General features: G+C 36.8%; 21 protein-coding genes, 2 tRNA genes and 1 pseudogene. 2 read left to right on the top strand and 22 right to left on the bottom strand.

What is annotated here, in order from left to right:
* From HMPREF1654_RS03435 to rsgA, 3 genes are read right to left on the bottom strand one after another with little or no spacing between them, the layout of a single operon-like run.
* Entirely contained in the window at positions 1 to 633 is a 633-nt protein-coding gene (locus tag HMPREF1654_RS03435; RefSeq protein ID WP_003077645.1) for a thiamine diphosphokinase, read from the bottom strand.
* Positions 626 to 1285 (bottom strand): ribulose-phosphate 3-epimerase, encoded by a 660-nt coding sequence (gene rpe / locus HMPREF1654_RS03430; protein ID WP_003077561.1) that lies wholly within the window; start codon positions 1283 to 1285, stop codon positions 626 to 628. The genes HMPREF1654_RS03435 and rpe overlap by 8 nt, the downstream gene beginning before the upstream one ends.
* 12 nt (positions 1286 to 1297) lie before the next feature.
* Entirely contained in the window at positions 1298 to 2176 is an 879-nt protein-coding gene (gene rsgA / locus HMPREF1654_RS03425) for a ribosome small subunit-dependent GTPase A (RefSeq protein ID WP_003077493.1), read from the bottom strand.
* Positions 2177 to 2288: 112 nt separating this feature from the next.
* Here rsgA and HMPREF1654_RS03420 point away from each other — a divergent pair.
* Both HMPREF1654_RS03420 and HMPREF1654_RS03415 read left to right on the top strand, forming a co-directional pair.
* Positions 2289 to 2371, top strand: a tRNA-Leu gene (locus tag HMPREF1654_RS03420).
* A 131-nt stretch (positions 2372 to 2502) separates the two neighbouring features.
* Positions 2503 to 2591, top strand: a tRNA-Ser gene (locus HMPREF1654_RS03415).
* A gap of 64 nt (positions 2592 to 2655) precedes the next feature.
* Here HMPREF1654_RS03415 and rsmA read toward each other — a convergent pair.
* The 19 genes and pseudogenes from rsmA to HMPREF1654_RS03330 form a co-directional block, all read right to left on the bottom strand.
* On the bottom strand, positions 2656 to 3531 hold the full coding sequence (gene rsmA / locus HMPREF1654_RS03410) for a 16S rRNA (adenine(1518)-N(6)/adenine(1519)-N(6))-dimethyltransferase RsmA (RefSeq protein WP_003077789.1): 876 nt from the start codon (positions 3529 to 3531) through the stop codon (positions 2656 to 2658).
* 18 nt (positions 3532 to 3549) lie between these two features.
* Positions 3550 to 3678, bottom strand: a complete 129-nt coding sequence (locus HMPREF1654_RS10305) for a hypothetical protein (protein ID WP_003074715.1) — start codon at positions 3676 to 3678, stop codon at positions 3550 to 3552.
* 193 nt (positions 3679 to 3871) lie between these two features.
* Positions 3872 to 4606, bottom strand: coding sequence for a hypothetical protein (locus tag HMPREF1654_RS03405; RefSeq protein ID WP_003074717.1), 735 nt, complete (start codon positions 4604 to 4606; stop codon positions 3872 to 3874).
* 449 nt (positions 4607 to 5055) lie between these two features.
* Positions 5056 to 5487, bottom strand: a complete 432-nt coding sequence (locus HMPREF1654_RS03400) for a hypothetical protein (protein ID WP_003074719.1) — start codon at positions 5485 to 5487, stop codon at positions 5056 to 5058.
* Positions 5488 to 5802: 315 nt separating this feature from the next.
* A complete protein-coding gene (gene rnmV / locus HMPREF1654_RS03395) occupies positions 5803 to 6375 on the bottom strand; it encodes a ribonuclease M5 (protein WP_003077629.1) in 573 nt (190 codons plus the stop codon).
* Positions 6375 to 7151 carry a TatD family hydrolase gene (locus HMPREF1654_RS03390; RefSeq protein ID WP_003077477.1) on the bottom strand — a complete coding sequence of 259 codons (777 nt, stop codon included), beginning with the start codon at positions 7149 to 7151 and terminating at the stop codon, positions 6375 to 6377. Before HMPREF1654_RS03390 ends, rnmV begins: the two co-directional genes overlap by 1 nt.
* A 134-nt stretch (positions 7152 to 7285) precedes the next feature.
* On the bottom strand, positions 7286 to 7420 hold the full coding sequence (gene rpmH / locus HMPREF1654_RS03385) for a 50S ribosomal protein L34 (RefSeq protein ID WP_003026476.1): 135 nt from the start codon (positions 7418 to 7420) through the stop codon (positions 7286 to 7288).
* 137 nt (positions 7421 to 7557) lie between these two features.
* Positions 7558 to 8190 carry a hypothetical protein gene (locus tag HMPREF1654_RS03380; protein WP_003074728.1) on the bottom strand — a complete coding sequence of 211 codons (633 nt, stop codon included), beginning with the start codon at positions 8188 to 8190 and terminating at the stop codon, positions 7558 to 7560.
* Positions 8191 to 8257: 67 nt separating this feature from the next.
* Positions 8258 to 8521 (bottom strand): annotated as a pseudogene (locus HMPREF1654_RS10355) (hypothetical protein); the annotation flags it as partial.
* A gap of 55 nt (positions 8522 to 8576) precedes the next feature.
* Positions 8577 to 9614: an RNA-binding cell elongation regulator Jag/EloR gene (gene jag, locus HMPREF1654_RS03375; protein ID WP_003077618.1), complete on the bottom strand. Its 1038-nt coding sequence runs from the start codon at positions 9612 to 9614 to the stop codon at positions 8577 to 8579.
* 12 nt (positions 9615 to 9626) lie between these two features.
* Complete coding sequence (locus tag HMPREF1654_RS03370; protein ID WP_014829564.1) at positions 9627 to 10442, bottom strand: membrane protein insertase YidC; 816 nt, start codon at positions 10440 to 10442, stop codon at positions 9627 to 9629.
* Positions 10426 to 10785, bottom strand: coding sequence for a ribonuclease P protein component (gene rnpA, locus HMPREF1654_RS03365; protein WP_003074739.1), 360 nt, complete (start codon positions 10783 to 10785; stop codon positions 10426 to 10428). Before rnpA ends, HMPREF1654_RS03370 begins: the two co-directional genes overlap by 17 nt.
* Before the next feature lie 256 nt (positions 10786 to 11041).
* The gene (gene glpK, locus HMPREF1654_RS03360) at positions 11042 to 12553 is read right to left on the bottom strand and encodes a glycerol kinase GlpK (protein ID WP_003077583.1); all 1512 of its coding nucleotides are present in this window, start codon (positions 12551 to 12553) and stop codon (positions 11042 to 11044) included.
* A gap of 152 nt (positions 12554 to 12705) precedes the next feature.
* The gene (locus tag HMPREF1654_RS03355; RefSeq protein ID WP_003074745.1) at positions 12706 to 14055 is read right to left on the bottom strand and encodes a glucose-6-phosphate isomerase; all 1350 of its coding nucleotides are present in this window, start codon (positions 14053 to 14055) and stop codon (positions 12706 to 12708) included.
* A 238-nt stretch (positions 14056 to 14293) separates the two neighbouring features.
* On the bottom strand, positions 14294 to 15541 hold the full coding sequence (locus tag HMPREF1654_RS03350; RefSeq protein ID WP_014829563.1) for an MFS transporter: 1248 nt from the start codon (positions 15539 to 15541) through the stop codon (positions 14294 to 14296).
* 192 nt (positions 15542 to 15733) lie between these two features.
* Entirely contained in the window at positions 15734 to 17158 is a 1425-nt protein-coding gene (locus HMPREF1654_RS03345) for an ABC transporter ATP-binding protein (protein ID WP_003077516.1), read from the bottom strand.
* Positions 17159 to 17890: an energy-coupling factor transporter transmembrane component T gene (locus tag HMPREF1654_RS03340; RefSeq protein ID WP_003077454.1), complete on the bottom strand. Its 732-nt coding sequence runs from the start codon at positions 17888 to 17890 to the stop codon at positions 17159 to 17161. It lies immediately after the preceding gene.
* A complete protein-coding gene (locus HMPREF1654_RS03335; protein ID WP_003077748.1) occupies positions 17891 to 18469 on the bottom strand; it encodes an MptD family putative ECF transporter S component in 579 nt (192 codons plus the stop codon). It lies immediately after the preceding gene.
* 46 nt (positions 18470 to 18515) lie between these two features.
* Positions 18516 to 20246 (bottom strand): ABC transporter ATP-binding protein, encoded by a 1731-nt coding sequence (locus HMPREF1654_RS03330; protein ID WP_003077651.1) that lies wholly within the window; start codon positions 20244 to 20246, stop codon positions 18516 to 18518.
* Between the last annotated feature and the right edge of the window lies 1 nt (position 20247).

Here is a 20247-nt window from a genome sequence, read left to right as displayed (position 1 = left end):
CTAACTCCTATCTTTGCTATAAATGACAATAACATAACCTGATTGGCACTCTAAAAAAACGGGCTCATCTATAAATTCGTTAGAAGCATACACTTTTTTGAAAAAATAATTGGATTCATTTAAAGGATATTTGGCTCCTTCAATCGTTAACTGACTATTGCTCACAGGCATAAAGGCTAGATAATTCATACCAGCTACTGGCTTTATCTCGTGACGCCCTTTAGGACAATAGCTGAGCTCATTTTGCGCACTACAAAGCCGAATTTGTTGCATATAAGGCATGATTTCTGGATCGCTCGGCAAAAAAACATTTGCCAAAGTATGATCCAAGCGCCCTCCAAAAGCACCAAAAATAGTCACTTGCGCCTGCGGATAACGTACAAAAGCAGTCTTGACAGCTAGTTCTAAATCTGTGTCATTTTTTTCAGGTTGTGCTTGAAGTATCTCCTTAGATTGAGAACAAACCAAAGCTAGCTCTTCCTCTGAAACAGAATCAAAGTCACCGATAGCTAAATCTGGATAAATGCCTTGTTCAATGAGAAAAAGACTCCCTCTATCGACTCCGATAAAAAGATCAAAATCCACTTGAAAACTATCTATCATCCCGCCTGAAAAGATAGCAATCTTAGTCATGCAATGCTTCTTTCAATGTGTGAACCTGATGAGCCACATCATCTTTGAAAACGTAACTACCTGCCACAAATACATTCGCACCGGCTTCTTTAGCTACTCGAATGGTTTCATTATCGATACCACCATCTACTTCAATATCAAAGCCTAATTGATTCACTTCTCTCAAAACGACTAGTTCACGTACTTTATCCATCGTTTCTGGCAGAAAGGCTTGTCCGCCGAAGCCTGGATTGACAGTCATAACCAAGACTTGATCCACCAAATTCAAAACATTTTTCACCGCTTCAACTGGTGTTCCAGGATTGATAACCACACTTGCCTTGACACCAGCTGCCCGAATCTTCTGCAACGCCCCATGAATATGAGATGTCGCTTCGGCATGGATGCTGATAATATCTGCACCGGCACGGGCAAATTCTTCAATATGATGCTCAGGATTGGAGACCATCAGATGACAGTCAAAGGCTAGCTTGCTATGAGGGCGCATACTGGCGACAACGCCAGCTCCAAAGCTGATATTGGGCACAAAATGACCATCCATAATATCAATATGGGCGTACTCAGCACCTGTTGCTTCTAATTTTTTCAATTCTGATTCAAAATTCGCATAATCTGCACTTAGAATAGATGGTGCAATTTTATAAGAATTCATTTAGATTCCTCCTCATTTAGGTTGCTTCTTAGCTATTTTTTTATACGTTTCACGACGATGTTCAATTTCACTCAAAAATTGCAAGTAATCCTCGAAACGAAAGCTTGCAATTTGCCCCTTTCCAACAGCAGGCTTTACTGCACAATTTGGTTCATGTGTATGAGTACACGACCGAAATTTACAGTCTCGACTGACAGCAGCAATTTCCGGGAAAGCGCGATTTAATTCCTCTGCATTGTCCACTTCGTAATCTAAGGAAGAAAAACCCGGAGTGTCTGCAATCTTTCCTCCATTGAGATTATAAAAGCTAACCGCTCGCGTGGTATGACGGCCACGCCCAAGGCTTTCTGAAATCTCCCCTGTTTCCAATTTCAGATCCGGTGCAATTTTATTAAGCAAAGTGGACTTACCAACTCCTGTCTGCCCCATAAAGACCGTCTTTTTTCTGATTAAAAACTGCAGTAGTTCTTCTACTGTTTTGGCAATATCATAACCAATAGCTTGATAAGCTTTAAGGAAAACATCTAGCTCCGCGTCATCCCTTAACAAATCTAATTTACTGATATAGATAATCGGCCGGATAGCTTTTTGTTCCAAGAGAACTAAAAATCGATCCAACAGATTAGGATTAAAATCTGGCTCTTTGGCGCTCATTATCACGACGGCTTGATCTATATTGACAATAGGTGGACGCACCAGACTATTTTGTCGCTCTGCTATTTTTAAAATGTACCCTTCAGAATCTTTCTCAGCAGAAAATTCAACTTCATCCCCCACATAGGGTGTCTGCCCCTTTTTACGAAAGTTTCCTCTAGCCCTGGTCTGATAAACCTTGCCTTCGGACTCTACATAATAGAAACCCGCTAAGGCTTTCACGATTATTCCTTTCAAATGGACTCCTTTAACGCTTAATAAGTTCATTATAACAAAAAAAGCAGTATTTTGCTTTTTGGTACAAAAAAATGATTAAAAAACGTTGCGAATGTGGTATAATAGATAGCAAGCGGAAATGGCGGAACGGCAGACGCGCATGCTTCAGGCGCATGTGTCCATTCGGACGTGAGGGTTCAAATCCCTTTTTCCGCATTTTTATTTCGTTTGATCTTTCGTTGATGCAGCGCTTCTAACTCACACTAGGATATGTTTTGTCTTCTCGTTTGGAACGAAATAACATAGTTGGATATACCCCATTCAAAAAGTGTTTATTCTGTAATGTTGGAAAGGTGGCCCAGCTTGGTACGGCACCGGACTCGAAATCCGGCAAATGGATTTTATTCATGCGCGGGTTCAAATCCCATCCTTTCCTTATGAAGAACCTCGCTAAGATGAACTTAGCGAGGTTCTTTGTTATGTGATACTTATTATGCAGTTTATCTGAATCCCTCTTCATATAAGCTGTCTGCTAAACGTGCAAATTCTTGCAAAGCAAGCGCTTCTCCTCGTACACTTGGAGATAATTCAGCATTACTCAAAGCGGCTTCCAACTTTGTTTTGACTTCATCAGTTTTTCCAAAATAACTAGTCAAATTATTCCAAAGGGTTTTCCTTCGGTGGGTAAAGCTTACTTTTGAGACCTTGAAGAAGAATGATTCATCTTCAACCTCGACTGCCGGCTTGTCTCTGCGAGTCATTTTTAGAATAGCCGAGTCTACATTTGGTGCAGGAACAAAGACCCCCCGCGGTACGATAAAAGCAACCTTAGCCGTCATATAATACTGCACTGCTATTGACAAACTGCCATAAGACTTACTATTGGGCTGCGCCGAGATGCGATCAGCTACTTCTCGCTGCATCATCACAACAAACTCACTAAAGGAAATGCCACTTTCAATTAAACGCATCAAAATAGGAGTCGTGATGTAATAAGGAAGATTAGCTACTACTTTGATAGGCAGTTCTGGATTAGTAAATTCCTTGATCCGAGCTTGTAAGTCTGACTTAAGAATATCTTCATTGATAATCTTAACATTTTCAAAATCCCGCAGGGTATCTGCTAAAATCGGAATTAGACGCTCATCGATCTCAAAAGCCATGACTTCTGCTGCATTCTCCGCTAAAAACTCAGTCAGTGCCCCAATACCCGGTCCAATTTCGATAACATTAACATTCTCATCAATTTCAGCCGTATCCACAATTTTTTGTAAAATATTGGTATCCGTCAGGAAGTTCTGCCCAAACGATTTTTTAAAAGTAAAGCCATGACGCTCAAGTACTGCCCGTGTCACGCTATAATCTGCAATTCTCATAGTTCTCTTTTCTATCTATTAGCTAAATAAAATATATAAAATCCGCATAATTCCTAGTACAAGCAAAATCCAAAACGCCAAATGAATACGGCGTTTTTGTCCCCTCATAGACCCATGATTTATTTTTTTATCTTGTTCTTTTTCCATATGATTCCTCTTTATCTTTTATACCTTAGTTCATAACTAAAAATTGATATAACTCAGCCATAGAGTAATTAAGCTGCTGACAACAGTATGTGCTATAATTGCAAGCCTAGTAATAGTATAAGTCTACCATTTCAGTTTGTCAACGACCCCCTAGTTTTAGTAGAGCCATCCAGAAAGCGAGAGCTCCCTTTTTTCACTTCCGAGTAGAAGATAAATTTTCTTTTACGAATGCAGTATTTACTTTGCTATTATCATAGAAAAATGTATACTGCATTAGTATTTTCTCATTACCAATTTCAACATCAAATTCTACAGTATTCACTCCATCATTAGGGGTAAACTGTAATTGAAACTGAATGGACGTTGGTTCTGAAATACTATTGACGCTTGGAGTTACTGCAACATTTTGAGCACCTCGGCCACGGATATTTGTTACACGTACTGAGGTTGCAACATATTTATTTTCTTTATTATCATTTGCTTTCATCTCCGGATAAACCGAATCCATCGCAAACGTTTTTGATACTGTAGATGGCAAATTATCATTTTCCACATTTATAAAGGAATAACTTGGTATTGTCCCTGTAGTTGCTCCTTTAGCACTAGCATATTTTTCTAACAAATTTAACTTAGTATTGTAAGAGTTAATCTGTTCATCTGATAGAGCACCCATAGCCTTCAATTTATTAAACAAGGCTGTATAGTCTCCAGCTCTAACACTAATAGAAGCGATTGTACTATTAACTTGATTAGTATAATCAAGAGGTAATTCTGCTCGCTTTGAGAATGTATGCATGACTTGCTTTGCTAAAGCTTGCTTCACACTCTTTTGATCAACAGCATCATTAATAGCTTTTAAAATTGCTTTTTCAAAATACAAAGCAGTTGCAGAGTGATTATAAAGATCAAGATAAAAATTCTTATCCACATTGTACTGCTTTTGCAATGCGCCATTAACTACTTTTGCAGTGTAGTTCTGAAAAAGAACCCGCTAATAAACTTGCATAATATCTTTGTTACTATTTTGGACACCATTTTTATTAAAATTAATCATATTAGCTGAAGCAACTAGCTTTTTTACGTCTAATTTTTCTTTTGTTGCTTGCTGTTCAGTTCTATCTATAAAGAGATTCGAAGCATATTGATGCTCTATTTCATTTCCACTAGAATGTTGCTTTCTCTGAGTGATGGAATTATTTCATTGGTCTACTAATACATCAGTCTATTTTGTTAAATCTAATTATGGTAAAAATTGTAATTTGTAACTCATATGCTACTAACTCTTTATCGCAAAACAAGCTGAGGGAGAAATCCCCCAGCTTGTTTTATACTACACCTATCATAATAAACACCATTGTGAGATTAAACATTTGGAGACTACTTTGTATTCATATACTTTTGAGCATATTGTTTATAGTTCGGTTGTTTCTTTTTGTTCATGGCATAAAGCATCGTTCCATATAAATCATCTTTTGATGATGTTGGCTGAATCATTATAGCAATATTTTTATCCTTTTCAGGAAAAATGACAGAATAGTCTTCACCGTTCTGTTCTATTTTATAATAAGTGAGACCTTTTTTAGTTTTTACCGATTTTTGTTTATAAGCAAATTTTTTCTCTCCTACAGTAACACTATCTTTATCAAATGTAATAGTTGAATTTTGGCCATTAGCAGTCTGAACCTTCCATTCTCCTTGAAGATAATTAGTATTAGCATGATTGCCAGTAGAACTACTACAAGCTGAAAGAATCATAAGGAAAACTGATAACAGACCTGCTACCACTAAATAAAATTTTGTTTTACGCATTTATTTTAACACTCCTAAACATATTTTGAACTTTTAAATAATCTTTATTTCGAGCTTGTTCTTTCAAACTGTAATTTTGAAATGTATTTTTTATATAACTAACAGTATTGATAACTGAACTTTTTTGTGATTGACCACAAAACCACGATTTTTTCAATTCAAGAGTACATAGTTGCCCTTGTATTCCGTAAAAACGGCCTGTATCTCAGTATTGATGCCATGGTCCTTATCTGCTCTATCTAGCTGTTTAGCTGCTTGATAACCTATTCCGCTATTTCTACCTGTTCTGATACATTTTTTCAGACTATTCCTCTATTAGTTTTCGCTTTCTTGATAATACGCCATCACCTTCTCAACTTTTGCTAAACTGATTCCAAATAATTCTAAGCGTTTAAGCAACTGTTTCCCATTTGAATAGCCAATGCGGAGTTCTTCTCCTAAAAATTCACGACGTTTGCGGCTGTCATTGCCTGCCAGAAATCCTAAGCGAATCAAATCTGAACGTGTGATATCAAAATCAGTCTTTTTTTCAAAATTTTTAGTTACCTGAGAAAGAGCAGCTTTTAAATCTTCATAAGAAGCATGCTCGATCCCCAATGACTTCCCTTTATTTCTAGACTTAGGAGCGGCTTCATCACGCCTTAAAAAAGCATGTTGAACACTAGGAATAGCGGTCATGATCATCCTACGAATCCTCTCACCATTGACATCTGGATCAGTAAAAACGATCACTCCATGCAGGTCATGAAGACGTTTAATACGCTTCATATCTTCTTGGCAAATTGCAGACCCTCTCGTTTCGTAAGTTTCGACGTCAAAATACCGTTTGAGATTGGCCGTATCATCTCGACCTTCTACAACTAGAACCTGAGAAATCTTTTCTTTCATCAATCTTCTTTCAAATTAAATATTCGCAGTGCATTTTCATACGTTACTTGTGCAACTTCTTCTGTTGTCAAGCCACGAAGCTCTGCAATCTTGTCTACAACATAGCGAGTATAAGCTGTGCGATTTTCATGACCGCGTTTTGGTACAGGAGCTAGATAAGGCGCATCTGTCTCAACTAAAATCTTATCTAAAGGCAACTTCTGCGCAGCCTCTTGTACATCCAGTGCCTTCTTAAAAGTAACCACACCAGAAAATGAAATCATCATTCCCAGCTGGATAAAGCGCTCTGCCATTTCCAAAGAACCTGAATAAGAATGCATAATGCCTCCACGCGAACCGACACTTTCAGTTTTAATCACCTCATATGTATCGTCTAAAGCATCACGCGTATGCACTACAAAAGGCAAGTTCAACTCTTTTGATAACTGAATCTGTCGGCGAAAAACACGTTTTTGTACATCCTTTGGTGCTGTCATCCAATGATAATCTAGCCCAATCTCACCTAGAGCAATAACGTTTGGATCGTGTGAATGACTGATAATCATCTCTTCAACTTCCTGTGTGTACGTTCCTGCCTCAGTCGGGTGCCAACCAATCGTACTGTACAGTTCCTCATATTGCCGAGATAGTACTAACGACTTTTCAATAGTTTCTGCATCAAAACCTACAATATTCATCTTAGTAACACCGAACTCACGAGCGAAAGCAATCTCCTCAGCTTCTTTTCCTGTAAAATTCTCCACATTGAGGTGGGTATGTGTATCAAAAATGTTCATCTTATATTTCCTCTTTATATCATCTTCTATTATATCAAAATCTTGTAGTAAATGCAGATTGTCTTCTTTGCTATTCAACAAAAAAACCAGCGGTCTCGAGTTTCCGTTGGTTCTTCATCTTGTATTCGTTTGGATTATGCAGCCAAAACTTTGCGTCCTTTACGACGACGGCTAGCAAGCACGCGACGACCGTTTTTAGTTGCCATACGATGACGGAAACCGTGTTTGCGCGCACGACGGATTTTACTTGGTTGATAAGTACGTTTCACTTTGAATACCTCCTCTTAGATTCTTGTATTCGTTTAGCCGGCTATTGTGATCAGTTACTAAACATACTTAACTATTCTATATGATTCTGGGGCTTTTGTCAATACTTACTGAAATAACTTTCTCTTTAAAAACGTAATCATAGGCTTCGAGTCGCTTCGTAAAAGGGAATTAAGCTTGTCATGGCCTCCTGCAACTGGGACAGCACCTGATCCCTTGAAGTGGCTCGATAGAGGGGAATATCGTATTTGACCAGAACCTTGCGAGCCTGACCGGCTGCCACTTGCTGGATAAGAAACTGACGATTTTTCTCCGTACCTTCAAAGCGCTGACTCAGACCATTGATCTGGACAAAATAGTAAGCTGGTGACTGGATAGGCAGATTCAGTACTCGGTTTTGCTTACTAAGGCTATGCTCATCTTTCTTGCGCTCCATGAAACTCACCTCTAGTGACACCCCAAAGTCTTCTGCAGTTCCATACAAGCGCAGAGCAAACATAGGCTCCGTAATTTCCCCATAACCTTTAAGATAATTCCAAAAATGTGGCCGCAGCATCTGCGCCTGATTCATCCACTGACTAGTTCGCTCCAAGGTCAGCTTGGGATAAAGGCACTGAAAATCCTTGACCAAGTCTGCAAACTCCTTACGCGCTGCCTGTCCATTAGCCTTGAATTCCAGCATGGACTTGCGCAACTGGCCTGCCTTATCTGGAGAAATGTACTTGACTCCCTGATGGGGTAGAAAGCTTTCAATAGCTGGAAAAAGTGACATGAGAACTCCTTTCTTTTTTACTCTTTATAATAGAATGCTTCTGAGTTATTCACGTTAACGCTTTGCGTAATAAGAATCCTGTCCCATTTTTATCAATATCATAAAATGTGTATATCTTCGCACAGCCTTCAGAAGTATCTTTCTTTAATTTATCCAAAGTCGAAGCATATAATTTTTCATCTTATGCTACTGAAATCGAAGGACTCTTTTGCTCTTTGTCCAATGTACTCTTACTTGAGTCAGAAGTATTCTCCTGCTTCTCTATTTTCTTTTGACCACAGGCGTCAAGTAGTACTAACCCTAAAATAATTAGAAAAACTCTCTTCTTCATATATCCTTCTCCTAGTTTATTACTACAAAAGCCAGCATCTCTGCTGGCTTTCTCTTTATTCACTATCAATATCCACTACAACATAACGGTTTGGTTCATCACCCTCTGAATAGCTGGTAAGTCCATCCATTTTAGAAACGATTCGATGAATAATTTTCCGCTCATTGTTGGACATAGGATCTGTCTTTTGACTATGTTGATATTCTAATACACGGTCAGCTAGCTTTTGAGCGTAGCTTTGTAGAACTTCTGCTCGATGTTCTACATAATCATTGACATTGATAGAAATGTAAAAGCTCTTAGAGTAACGATTATAAAGATAATTCTGTGCTAATAGCTGAAGAGCTTTCAGTACTTTTCCGTGATATCCGATAATGCGGCCAGGCTCATTAGTATCAATCTGCATATTGATTGTACGGCGATTATGAGTACTTGCAAGGCTAGCTTCTACATCCATTTCATCCACGATGTTTTGCACATAGCTTGTCACACTCCCCATCACTTCTTCAAGATCATAATTTTCTTCAACTTGAATGCCTAAATCTTCAAAATTAGCTGACTCTTCATCGATTGGTTGGGTGTTCGAGTGCTTTTCTGCAGCTTGATCAAAAGAAATAATCTTGTCAGTTGGCTTTTCTTCTTGACCGACCGATTTTTGAAAATTTACGATATCACTATCTTTCAGTAAGTCAATCGTTCCCGTTTCTTCAAGAATCGTACTCGCTTCTTTTTCGTGTTTCAAAATTTCAGCTTTGACATCATCTGAAATTTCTTTACCTTCTTCTTCGATTTTCTTAATCGCTGCTACAACATGTCCTAAATCAACCGTTGCCTCGCTCACACTTTTTACGGGCTCATTTTGCGCATTAATAATATCCGGAACACCTTTGACAGCTCTTTGATTAGCTTTTACTACTGTTGTTTCATTGATAGCCTCAACATCAACTTGAGCCAATTTCTTACCAAATAATCCTAAAAACCCTTTTTTCTCACGTGAAATCACTTTGATATGTGCCTTCATCCGTGGAATATCTAACTCGCGCAAGCCATTTTGAATAGCTTCTTCAACACTCGTTCCTGTAAACAATACCATACAAGCGCCTCCTTACTTTTTCTTTTTTTGTGCTTTGCGATAGGCACGTTTTTTCTTTTCTTCCCGTTCACGCTCAAGCATCGCTTTTGCTTTTCTCTCTGCAATAATTTTATATGGATTGCTCAATAAAAGCGTTTGGAAAACCTGATAAGCATACGATGTGCTCCAATATAAAGCAACCCCACTAGCTACGTTGACCGCAAAGAAAAAGACAAAGACTGGCATGATAAACATCATTCCCGTCATCAAACCATTACGTTCTGCCATTCCTTTATTGCTCAACCAAGTGCTTAAAAAGGTGAACGCAGCTGCTAAAACTGGCAAAATATAATAAGGGTCTGTCGCCCCAAGATTCATCCATAGAAAATGCCCAACTTTAAGAAACTCAACACGAATCAAAGCATGGTATAACGCAATCAGCACAGGCATTTGAATGAGCAAGGGCCATAATGATGCCGAAGGCTTCACTCCTAATTCTCTATATAGTTTTTGCGTTTCTTGAGCCAGACGATTACGGCTTTCCATATCACGCCCTGGATACTTCGCTTGCAATTCTTTCACCAATGGCTGTGCTTCCTGCATTTTGCGTGAAGCGTTAATCTGCAATTGGAAAACCGGCAAAAGCACCGTCCGAATAATTAAAGTGAAGAGGATAATCCCAATTCCTGTACTTCCATTAAACGAAAGAAACCGAATCGTTACAGCAAAGAGATAGACAAATCTCTCCCATAAATCTGACGAACTCGCTGTGACTTCACTTGTTCCACACGCTGTTAAAATGAAAGAGGCTAGAACTAAAAGCCCCATCAACTTACTTTTCTTTTTCACTACTTAAACCATCCTGATAAATTTTTGCTATTTTTAACACATGAAGCAAGTTTTGTTCTAATTCTTGGTAGGTCAAAATTTCTACACCTTTCCGTGAAATGACAACAAAATCAAGCGCCGCTAACTCTACTTGATGAGTTAACAAAACGTGCCGAATACGTCGCTTAATCTTGTTGCGCATGACTGCATTTCCTAGTTTTTTACTGACGGATATTCCTACTCGAAAATGTTTTTGTTCCTTTTCTAATTTATAAATAACGAATTTTCTGTTGGCAACACTTTGCCCCTTTTTGAAAATTGCATTGAAATCTTTCTCGCTCTTGACGCGATAGCTTTTCTTCAAAACTCAACTCCATCTACCAAAATTATATCTATTATACCATAATTTTCAAAAAAACCAATAAGAGCAAGCATATTCGCCATTTAACCTACTCTCCTTACTTAAACTAAAATGAAGGTTATAAGCGATTTTTCTAAGAATTTAAAGTTAACGTTGTTTTTAAGATCTTAAACCAAAAAGAACAATCAAGATTTGCTCCTAATCGCTCTTTTACAATGACTAATAAATGTTACTTGCATTCACAATCTTGTTTTTTCAACTATTTACTAGTTTCTTTTGCAAAAAATTGTGTCGCTGCAACTGCTGTTTTCCAGCCTTCATATAATTTTTGGCACTCTAGTTCTAGCATAGTTGGATAGAATATTTCCCCAACCGCATTTAATGTTTTTAGCTCCTCCACATCTTTCCAATAGCCAACCGCAAGCCCCGCTAGAAAAGTTGCTCCAAGAGCCGTTGTTTCCAAATTTGTCGCACGTGCTAACTCAATCCCAAGAATATCTGCTTGAAATTGCATAAGAAAATCATTCATTGCAGCGCCACCATCTACCTTTAGAACTTGGATAGCTGTATCAGTATCCATTTGCATCGTATCAATGATATCGCGCACCTGATAAGCAATGGATTGCAAAGTGGCTTTGATAAAATCTTCTTTACTCGTTCCACGTGTCAAACCAAAAACAGAACCTCTAGCTTCTGGATTCCAATAAGGTGCTCCAAGGCCTGTAAAAGCTGGAACGATATATACTTCATTTTCATTGGTGGAATTTTTTGCATATTTTTCAGATTCAGGTGAATTAGAAATCATGCGCAGGCCGTCACGAAGCCACTGAATAGCACTACCCGCAATGAAAATCGACCCTTCCAAAGCATAAGTCACTTTGCCATTTATCCCATAACCAATGGTTGTCAAAAGATTATTTTTTGATAAATTGCATTCCTGCCCAGTATTCATAATAATGAAAGAGCCTGTCCCATAAGTATTCTTCACCATTCCCGGCTCAAATGCCAACTGACCAAAGAGAGCAGCTTGCTGATCGCCTGCCATTCCTGAAATCGGTACTTCTCCTCCATAGAAATGGTAGGGAACTGTTTTTCCATAAATTTCTGAGTTTGAACGAACTTCTGGTAACATGACTTTTGGGATATTGAGCAAAGATAAAATCTCATCATCCCACTTCAAATCCTTGATATTATACAACATCGTCCGCGCTGCATTGGAATAATCAGTCACATGAGCTGCACCATCCGTTAATTTCCAGACCAACCATGTATCAATCGTTCCAAAGAGCAATTCCCCTTGTTCTGCTCGTTCCTGAGCTCCCTCTACTTGATCCAAAATCCAGCGTACCTTAGTTGCAGAGAAATAAGCATCTATAATCAAACCTGTTTTTCGATGAAAGAACTCTACATAGCCATCTTGCTTGAGTTTTTCTGCTAAAGGAGCTGTTTGTCGAGATTGCCAAACAATAGCATTATAAATAGGCAAACCTGTTTTCTTATCCCAAACAACCGTTGTCTCCCGCTGATTAGTAATACCAATTGCTTCAATCTGATTTGGCTTAATGCCACTTTCAATAAAAGCACCTGCAATAACCGACTGTACAGAATTCCAAATCTCATTTGCATTGTGCTCAACCCAGCCTGCCTGTGGGAAAATTTGAGTAAATTCTTTTTGACTTGTGGCAACCTTCTCACCTTTTTTATTGAAAATAATCGCTCGCGAGCTAGTTGTCCCTTGGTCAATCGCCATGATATAAGTTTCTTGTGACATAAAGCGCCTCCGTTGTATAATCTGCTTTTATTATACACAATAAAGCGCTTTCTTTCTATCTTTTTCTTCTGTTTTTGTGAAAATTTCACTCAATTATATGCTCGGCGTATAAAAAACGACTCCTTTTCAGAAGTCGTTCCATTGTATACAAATTACAAACGAGCGTTCAATTCTTTGCTCAAGTCTTCAAATCCTGGTTTCCCAAGGAGGGCAAACATATTTTTCTTGTAAGCCTCAACACCCGGTTGATCAAATGGATTAATAGCATTCAAATAACCAGAAATCGCAATAGCAAGTTCAAAGAAGTAAATCGTGTACCCAAGAGTAAAGGCATCTTGCTCAGGAAGCGTTACATACATGTTTGGCACATCACCATCTGTATGAGCCAGAAGCACACCATCTGTTGCTTTCTTATTAACGAAGTCAACATCCTTGCCTTGTAGGTAGCCGAGTCCATCTAGGTCTTCTGCCAATTCAGGAATCGTCACGTTCTTGCGTGGTTTGTCCACACGTACAACTGTTTCAAACATAATACGCGCACCTTCTTGGATAAATTGACCCAATGAGTGCAAGTCAGTTGAGAAGTTAGCTGAAGTTGGATAGATTCCTTTTTGGTCTTTTCCTTCTGACTCGCCAGCTAATTGTTTCCACCATTCTGAGAAGTATTGAAGTGATGGCTCGTAGTTAACCAAAATTTCAGTTGCATAACCTTTGCGGTAAAGGATATTACGAAGAGCTGCGTATTGATAAGCTTCGTTTTCTGCAATCTTGTCTGAAGTGTAGTCTTTACGTGCTGCGTTGGCACCTTCCATAAGGGCTTTGATGTCAGCGCCTGATGCAGCGATCGGAAGCAATCCAACTGCTGTCAATACTGAGAAGCGTCCACCGATGTCATCTGGAACCACAAATGTTTCCCAACCGTTAGCATCTGCTTCAACCTTAACAGCACCTTTTTGGCGGTCAGTTGTCGCATAGATACGTTTGTTAGCTTCTTCTTGACCATATTTATTAATCAAGAGTTCTTTGAAGACACGGAATGCGATGGCAGGTTCTGTCGTTGTCCCTGATTTAGAAATCACATTGACTGAGAAATCTTTATCCGAAACATATTCCACCAAGTCTGCAAGATAAGTAGATGAAATAGAGTTTCCTGCATATAGAATTTGAGGAGCTTTGCGTTCTTCTTTGGTTTGCAAGTTCGCAAAATGATTGTTCAAGAAGTCAATTGCGGCCTTTGCTCCAAGGTATGAACCACCAATCCCAATCACCACCAAGACATCGCTATCTGATTTGATTTGTTCTGCTGCTTTCAAAATACGAGCAAATTCTTCTTTATCATAGTTTTCTGGAAGGTCAAGCCAACCACGGAAGTCACTTCCTGCACCAGTTCCTTTGCGCAATAGTTCATCTGCTGCAGAAACTTGTGTTTGCATATAGTCCACTTCATGCGGTGCAACAAATTTTCCAAGAACGTTTGAGTAATTAAACTGAATATGTGTCATTATAGTCCTCCAATTTTTCTTCCCTACTATGATACCGCTTTACCACTTTTTTATCAAGCAATTTTCTTGACTAAAACGTTTCCAAATTGTTTTTTTATAGTTAACTTTCAAAAATCGCAATCTCATACCAATCTTGAAAGCAATCGTTTGCGTAAATCAAGAAATAATCACCCACAGAATACTTCTAAAATAAAAAATAGAGGAAAATAAATAGCAGCTTAATCTTAGTTTCTAGAGTTTAACCAATGTCTCCTTTTTTGAGTCGATTATTTTGCAAAGACAGCAAAAGTGCCAATAGTGAACAGACAGCAAAAATAAACCAGCACAAATAGATATTGTAGGCAGAGAGAACTGAAAAGAGGACCGTTCCCAATGGTAAAGAAAAGGTAAATAACAATCCAAGAAAGTTATTACTTTGAGCCAACACATTAGATGGTAAATTAGCCATTAACATAGCATCCAGTTTAGGTGTAGATTTTCCCATTATATAAGCTGAAAAAGCTAAGATAATAATCCCAATGATTGGTGGCAGACCTACTAAATTACTAATGCCAACTAGTCCAAATGAAGAACTATTCATGACAAGCAGAAATGAAAATGATTTTTTTGAAAAATAATCGTGAGGTGTCAAACTTCCTAGAATGGCGCCAACCAATAGAACAACTTCTACAATCAAAAGAGATTGCGCATAAGTAAGATGAAAAATGGTATGTTTTAGAAAATAAAAATTGTAAATACTGTTAATAGCTCCTCCCATCATATTCAAAGTTAAAATCGCAAGCAGCAAGTGAATGAAAGAAGCATTTTCAGATTCTTGAAAAATCAACTCCATATTTTGATAAAGCATTTTAAATTGTGTAAAAAGAGAATTTTTCTCAAAAGTTGAGGTCACAGTTTCATGAATTAACTGACGGCGTTTATGTAGAAGCACCATAGAAGAAATTAAAAATGATAGAGCATTGATCGTAGCAACTAATGCAAAATTATTGGCTGAAATTGCAAGCAACCAAACCCCTACTGTTTGTCCAGTAATGCTACAGCAATAAGTGATAAATTGAGTAAAAGAGTAAGCTTCAAATAACTCATCTTTTTCTAAATTCTTTTGTAAAATCGGCATTCTTAAGCCACCAGCATAGTCACTTAAAACATCTGTCACGACATTTAAGAAACACACAATTGCAAAAACAAGGAAGGTTTTATTAGAAATCAAGAAAGCTACTACTGTAAATAGAATCGCCTGAACAAAGCCTATGACAATCATGAGATCGCCTTTTTTACCTGTTCTATCGGCTTGTACTCCTATCCAAAATGTAAAAAACGTTGGAATAATCGTAATGATATTTGCAATAAATACAGCTATATTTGCGTAGGGTAAACTAGCAGCATAAATCACAAATACAATATTGTATATGTAAGACCCCATTAAATTGAACATTCTTGATAGTGTGATACTTCTATATAGTGCATTAGAAAAAAATAATTTCATATTAAGTTTCCTTTCCAGTCTTTGTATGATTAGTAATAGACTTTTATTGCACTCAGTATATCTTAAAAGGTAACATTCAAACTAAATTTGTCATATATTCAAATCCATTTTTCAGCAAAAAATAAGAAAGACAGTCCTTTTAATATATTTAAAAATGTACCCAGTATTTAACTCTATTTAAATTTTTTCCAATTAAATTGGAAGAACATAGTCTACCAACTGAAAGACGACTTCCACATCATGCGTGACGATAAAAATAATATTATCTTTTGAAGATATTTTTCGAACTTGATTACAAAAATCATCAAGCGATTGTTTATCTAACCCCGAAGTTGGTTCGTCAAAGACTATTATTTTTTTGTATGACAGTAAAGCAGAAGAAATCGCAACTCGCTGCTTCTCTCCACCTGAAAGAGACGCAGGGTGCCTGTCTTGTAACTTTTCTATCCCAAGATTTTTAAGCAATTCAACCGCCTCTGATTTTGAAGCCGTGTTTCCCAATTGAACTTCATTTAAAACTGTATCTGAAAAGAGCTGATGGTTAACATCTTGCATTACCATAAACCCCTGCTCATTTAACGATTTACTCTTTTGTATTTGCTGATTTAGTTTTATATGCCCTTTATGCTTCATAAAGCCCAATAAAGTATTGACGAATGTCGTTTTCCCAGCTCCGCTTTTACCAATTATTCCAATAATTGTCCCACTTTTAAAAGTTATATCTGAAATATCAAATACAGTGTTTTTTACATAAGATATTTTCACATTTTCTAAATGAATCTCAAAATCAGAAATATTTTTTGGTTTATTCACTTCATATAATTCCCATTTTGGTTTATTTAAAAATTCTTCATATCGTTGAAAGTTATCAGATATATTTAGCAACCTTAAACCTAATTGAGAGAAATTTTTCCCTTGGCTTTCAAGCTCACGATACGTGTAACTTTGCTCAATTTCTCCATTTTTTAAATAAAGAAACGTATCGGCTAATCCATGTAGCCAATAAAGTCTATGCTCTGCAATTATAATCGTAAACCCTTTGTTTTTTAGCTTAATAAGAACATCTTTTAATTGTTTTATAGAAGCGTGATCCAGGTTGGCAGTCGGCTCATCCAATACTACTATCCGTGGTTCCATCGCAATGACTGATCCACAGGCAATTCGTTGTTTTTCTCCACCAGAAAGCTCAAATATATTTCGATTAATCAACGATTCAAGAGATAAAAAAGTGATAACATCATTAACTCTTGATATCATCTCATCATAGCTTAGATTAAGGTTTTCGCAACCAAATACAAGCTCGTTGGAAGTATCAATATTAAAAAATTGTGATTTCGGATTTTGGAAAACCGTTCCTATCATTTTAGATAAATCACTCTGCGTTTCGTCTTTTATCTCACTTTCAAATATTTTAATGGTTCCTTCTTTCTGAAGTGATTCGTAAAATTGTGGTATCAAACCATTGACTAATCGAGTAATCGTTGTTTTCCCACAGCCACTTTTACCACACAAAACGACACATTCGCCCTCTTTTACTGTGAAAGATATGTCATTCAGCAATTTCGAGGAATTATCATTTGAGAGAACAGAAACATGGCTAAATTCAAGTGCGTTCATTTATCCTATCCTTCGTAAGTAAATAAATATGATGATCATCAAGCTCCCAATCAGTACATCAGTAATAGATAGTTTAAAAGTTAATATTGTATTCCTTTTTCTTCTAACATCTAATCCTCTAGTAAGTGCAGCAGCAGAAAGTTCTTCAATCACCTTTCCTGAAGAAATAAGTAATGGTACCACAACACGCTCAACTGCTACAGAAGGATGTGTTAAAAAAAGTGCAAGGCCAACTTTTAAATTTCTAAATTTTAAAGCTTTTTGAATATTGACTATATGTTCTTTCAAAGTAGGAATCAACCTAAGCATTACAACAAATGAAACTGAAAAAGAATCTGGTATGTGAAATCGTTTAAACATTGATAAGTACTCACTAGCGGTTGTCTTTTCTGAAAGAATATAGTACAAAGCCATCGTAGGTAAAAACAAACGAAAAATTTTTAACAGACCAAATACAAATACAATGAAGCTAGAAAGAATCAACATCCTTATACTTACCTCAAATAAAATTGTTCCAAAATATAAGGATGTGAATACGAGAGTCCGTTTTTTCTCTTTGCTATTGACAAGAATTAAAATAGTAATGATGCCAACTGTTATTTCTGAAATGAGTGATCTATTTTGAAGCATTAATGTCGATGAAATGACAAAGATAATGATTTTTGCTAGCGGTGAAACATCTAGGAAAGAATCACTTTTAAATCGTAATTGGCTATCTGCACGACTTTTCACCTATACTAATCCTGCCCTTTCAAAGTGTTTTTTATTAAGTTTTTGACCCAATCTTGCACCAAAGAAACCACCAATTAATGCTAAAACAACTAAGACAATTAAAATCCATGAAGGAGTTAAGGAAGTAATTTTATCAACATAGGCTTGTCCATAATACCCAAGAGAAACTTTCAGAAACTGTTCTCTTGCAAAGATAAGTAATGTAAATGGCGCCATAGTTAAAAGATTAAAACTACAATAAGCAAGCGTAAAGCTACCTTTTAAGTCCTTATCACGATTCTTCATAAATATTTCAGCAACCACCCCACTTACAACTGCCACAATAAACGGAATAGGAGAGTATGCAGTAATTAATAATCCACATAAAGTGGACAACAATAATATAGCTCCCCTTTTAGGTACTTTAGAAGTATATAAAGCAAATACTGGCCCTTGAATAATGCCAACAATAAGTGGTGTGAACAAGTACATTAACGGGTTAATAGCAAGTATCGCTACTGATGCAAATAAAATAACAATATAGATTGCACCAAATGCACCAGCAAAAATATGGTCTTTTGTATTCATTTTTTTCTTCATAATTTTTTCCTTTCACAATTGTTAAAATTCTATTTATATTTTTAATTTAAATAGGCGAGTTCAATCTAAATAATTTAGAGTACAAATTATTTAATTTCACCAACTCATCATGTGTTCCTTCTTCTACTACGTTTCCATGATGAATGACAAGTATTTTGTCTGCGGACTTAATGGTATTTAGTCTATGAGCAATAATAAGCAAAGTTTTATTTTTCACCAATTCAGAAATAGCTTGTTGGATATAATATTCATTATCTGCATCAACACTTGCCGTTGCTTCGTCAAGGATAATAATTGGAGCATCTTTAAGAATACATCTCGCAATTGAAATCCGTTGCCGCTGTCCACCAGAAAGGCTTTCACCGCCTTCACCAATAACAGTATCTAAACCATCTGGAAATTCTTCAATAAAATCGTAGCAACGAGCTTTTTTAGCCGCCTCAATGACTTGCTCTCTTGTAGCTTTTGGATGTCCTAATTTAATATTATTTAAAATAGTATCTTGGAATAAATAAGTTTGCTGGAAGACAACACTCATGGAATCCATCAAATCCGCTAATGGAATATCTTTAATGTCCGTACCTCTAATTTTGATTTTTCCTTGTTGTACATCCCAGAATCGTGCCAACAAATTTGCTATGGTACTCTTTCCTGATCCGGACGGACCAACTAATGCAGTTATAGTTTTTGGTGCCAGCTTAAAACTGATATTATTTAATACAAGATTTGTATCATATCCAAATGAGACATTTTCAAATTCAATTTCGGCTAAATTATTACTATCTTGCGGAACTACTTTTTCCCCTTTATCTTCTAAGACCTCAACATTAAATACCTCGTTGATGCGATCTAGACAGGCATCCATAATTGCAAACAATGCCACATCACCACTAAGTGCTTTTAAGGGAATAAACAATCCGAGATAAAAAAGGGTAAGAGCAAGGAGATATTCAACCGAGAAGATACCGGAATCGTATAAATAGAAGGGCATTCCCAATAAAATAGACGTAGATGTAGCTAATAGTATATAGACTTTTCCTAGATTTCTAGTAAATATACTTTCCATATCTAATGTAATCTGTTTACTTTTTTCAAATGTACTTCGTAAAGATTTTGAACTCCTTCCTAAACGGTTAAAACTCTTCATAACAGCAATTCCGTCCAGAAAGAACAGAACTTCATTGGTAAGCTTTTCATTTTGCTGTTGTTTGATCTGACCTTCATCCAATGATGCTTTAGCAAGCTGTTCAATCAAGAAATAGTAGATAATCAATGTTATCGTGACAACAAGTCCAAGTCTGTAATCTAGCACAAAGCTGAAAACGACTAGTATCATTGTATTGAATAGGTAATTAGCCACTTGAGATATTGTTCTCATAACATTTTCTTCTATGAACATCATATCTGAACTTAATACGGAACTTAATTTCCCTATATTTCCAGCTGTATAATAACCCATGGGTAGCTTTCTTAAATGGTCTGCCAAACTAACTCTAAGATCTGCAAAAACTCTATACCCCGCATCGCTTTGCAATTGATCGTTTATATAGTGAAATATCATTTGTAAAACGACACTAATAACCAATACCGCAAATATCAAAAAGCTATCAGAAGGCGATAATTCTTGATTCATCAGTTTTATAATTGTTATAGCTGCAAGTCCAATAGGAACCTTCTGACAAATTGATTCTAAAATTGAAAATACAAATGATTGTCTAATATTTGTTCCATGCTTTCCGGAGACCTGTAAAATTCTTTTTAGAAATCTGAATATCATA

The sequence above is a fragment of the Streptococcus intermedius SK54 = ATCC 27335 genome (assembly GCF_000413475.1).
In the GTDB taxonomy this organism is placed as follows: Bacteria; Bacillota; Bacilli; order Lactobacillales; family Streptococcaceae; genus Streptococcus; species Streptococcus intermedius.
This window is presented reverse-complemented; position numbering and strand designations above follow the sequence as displayed.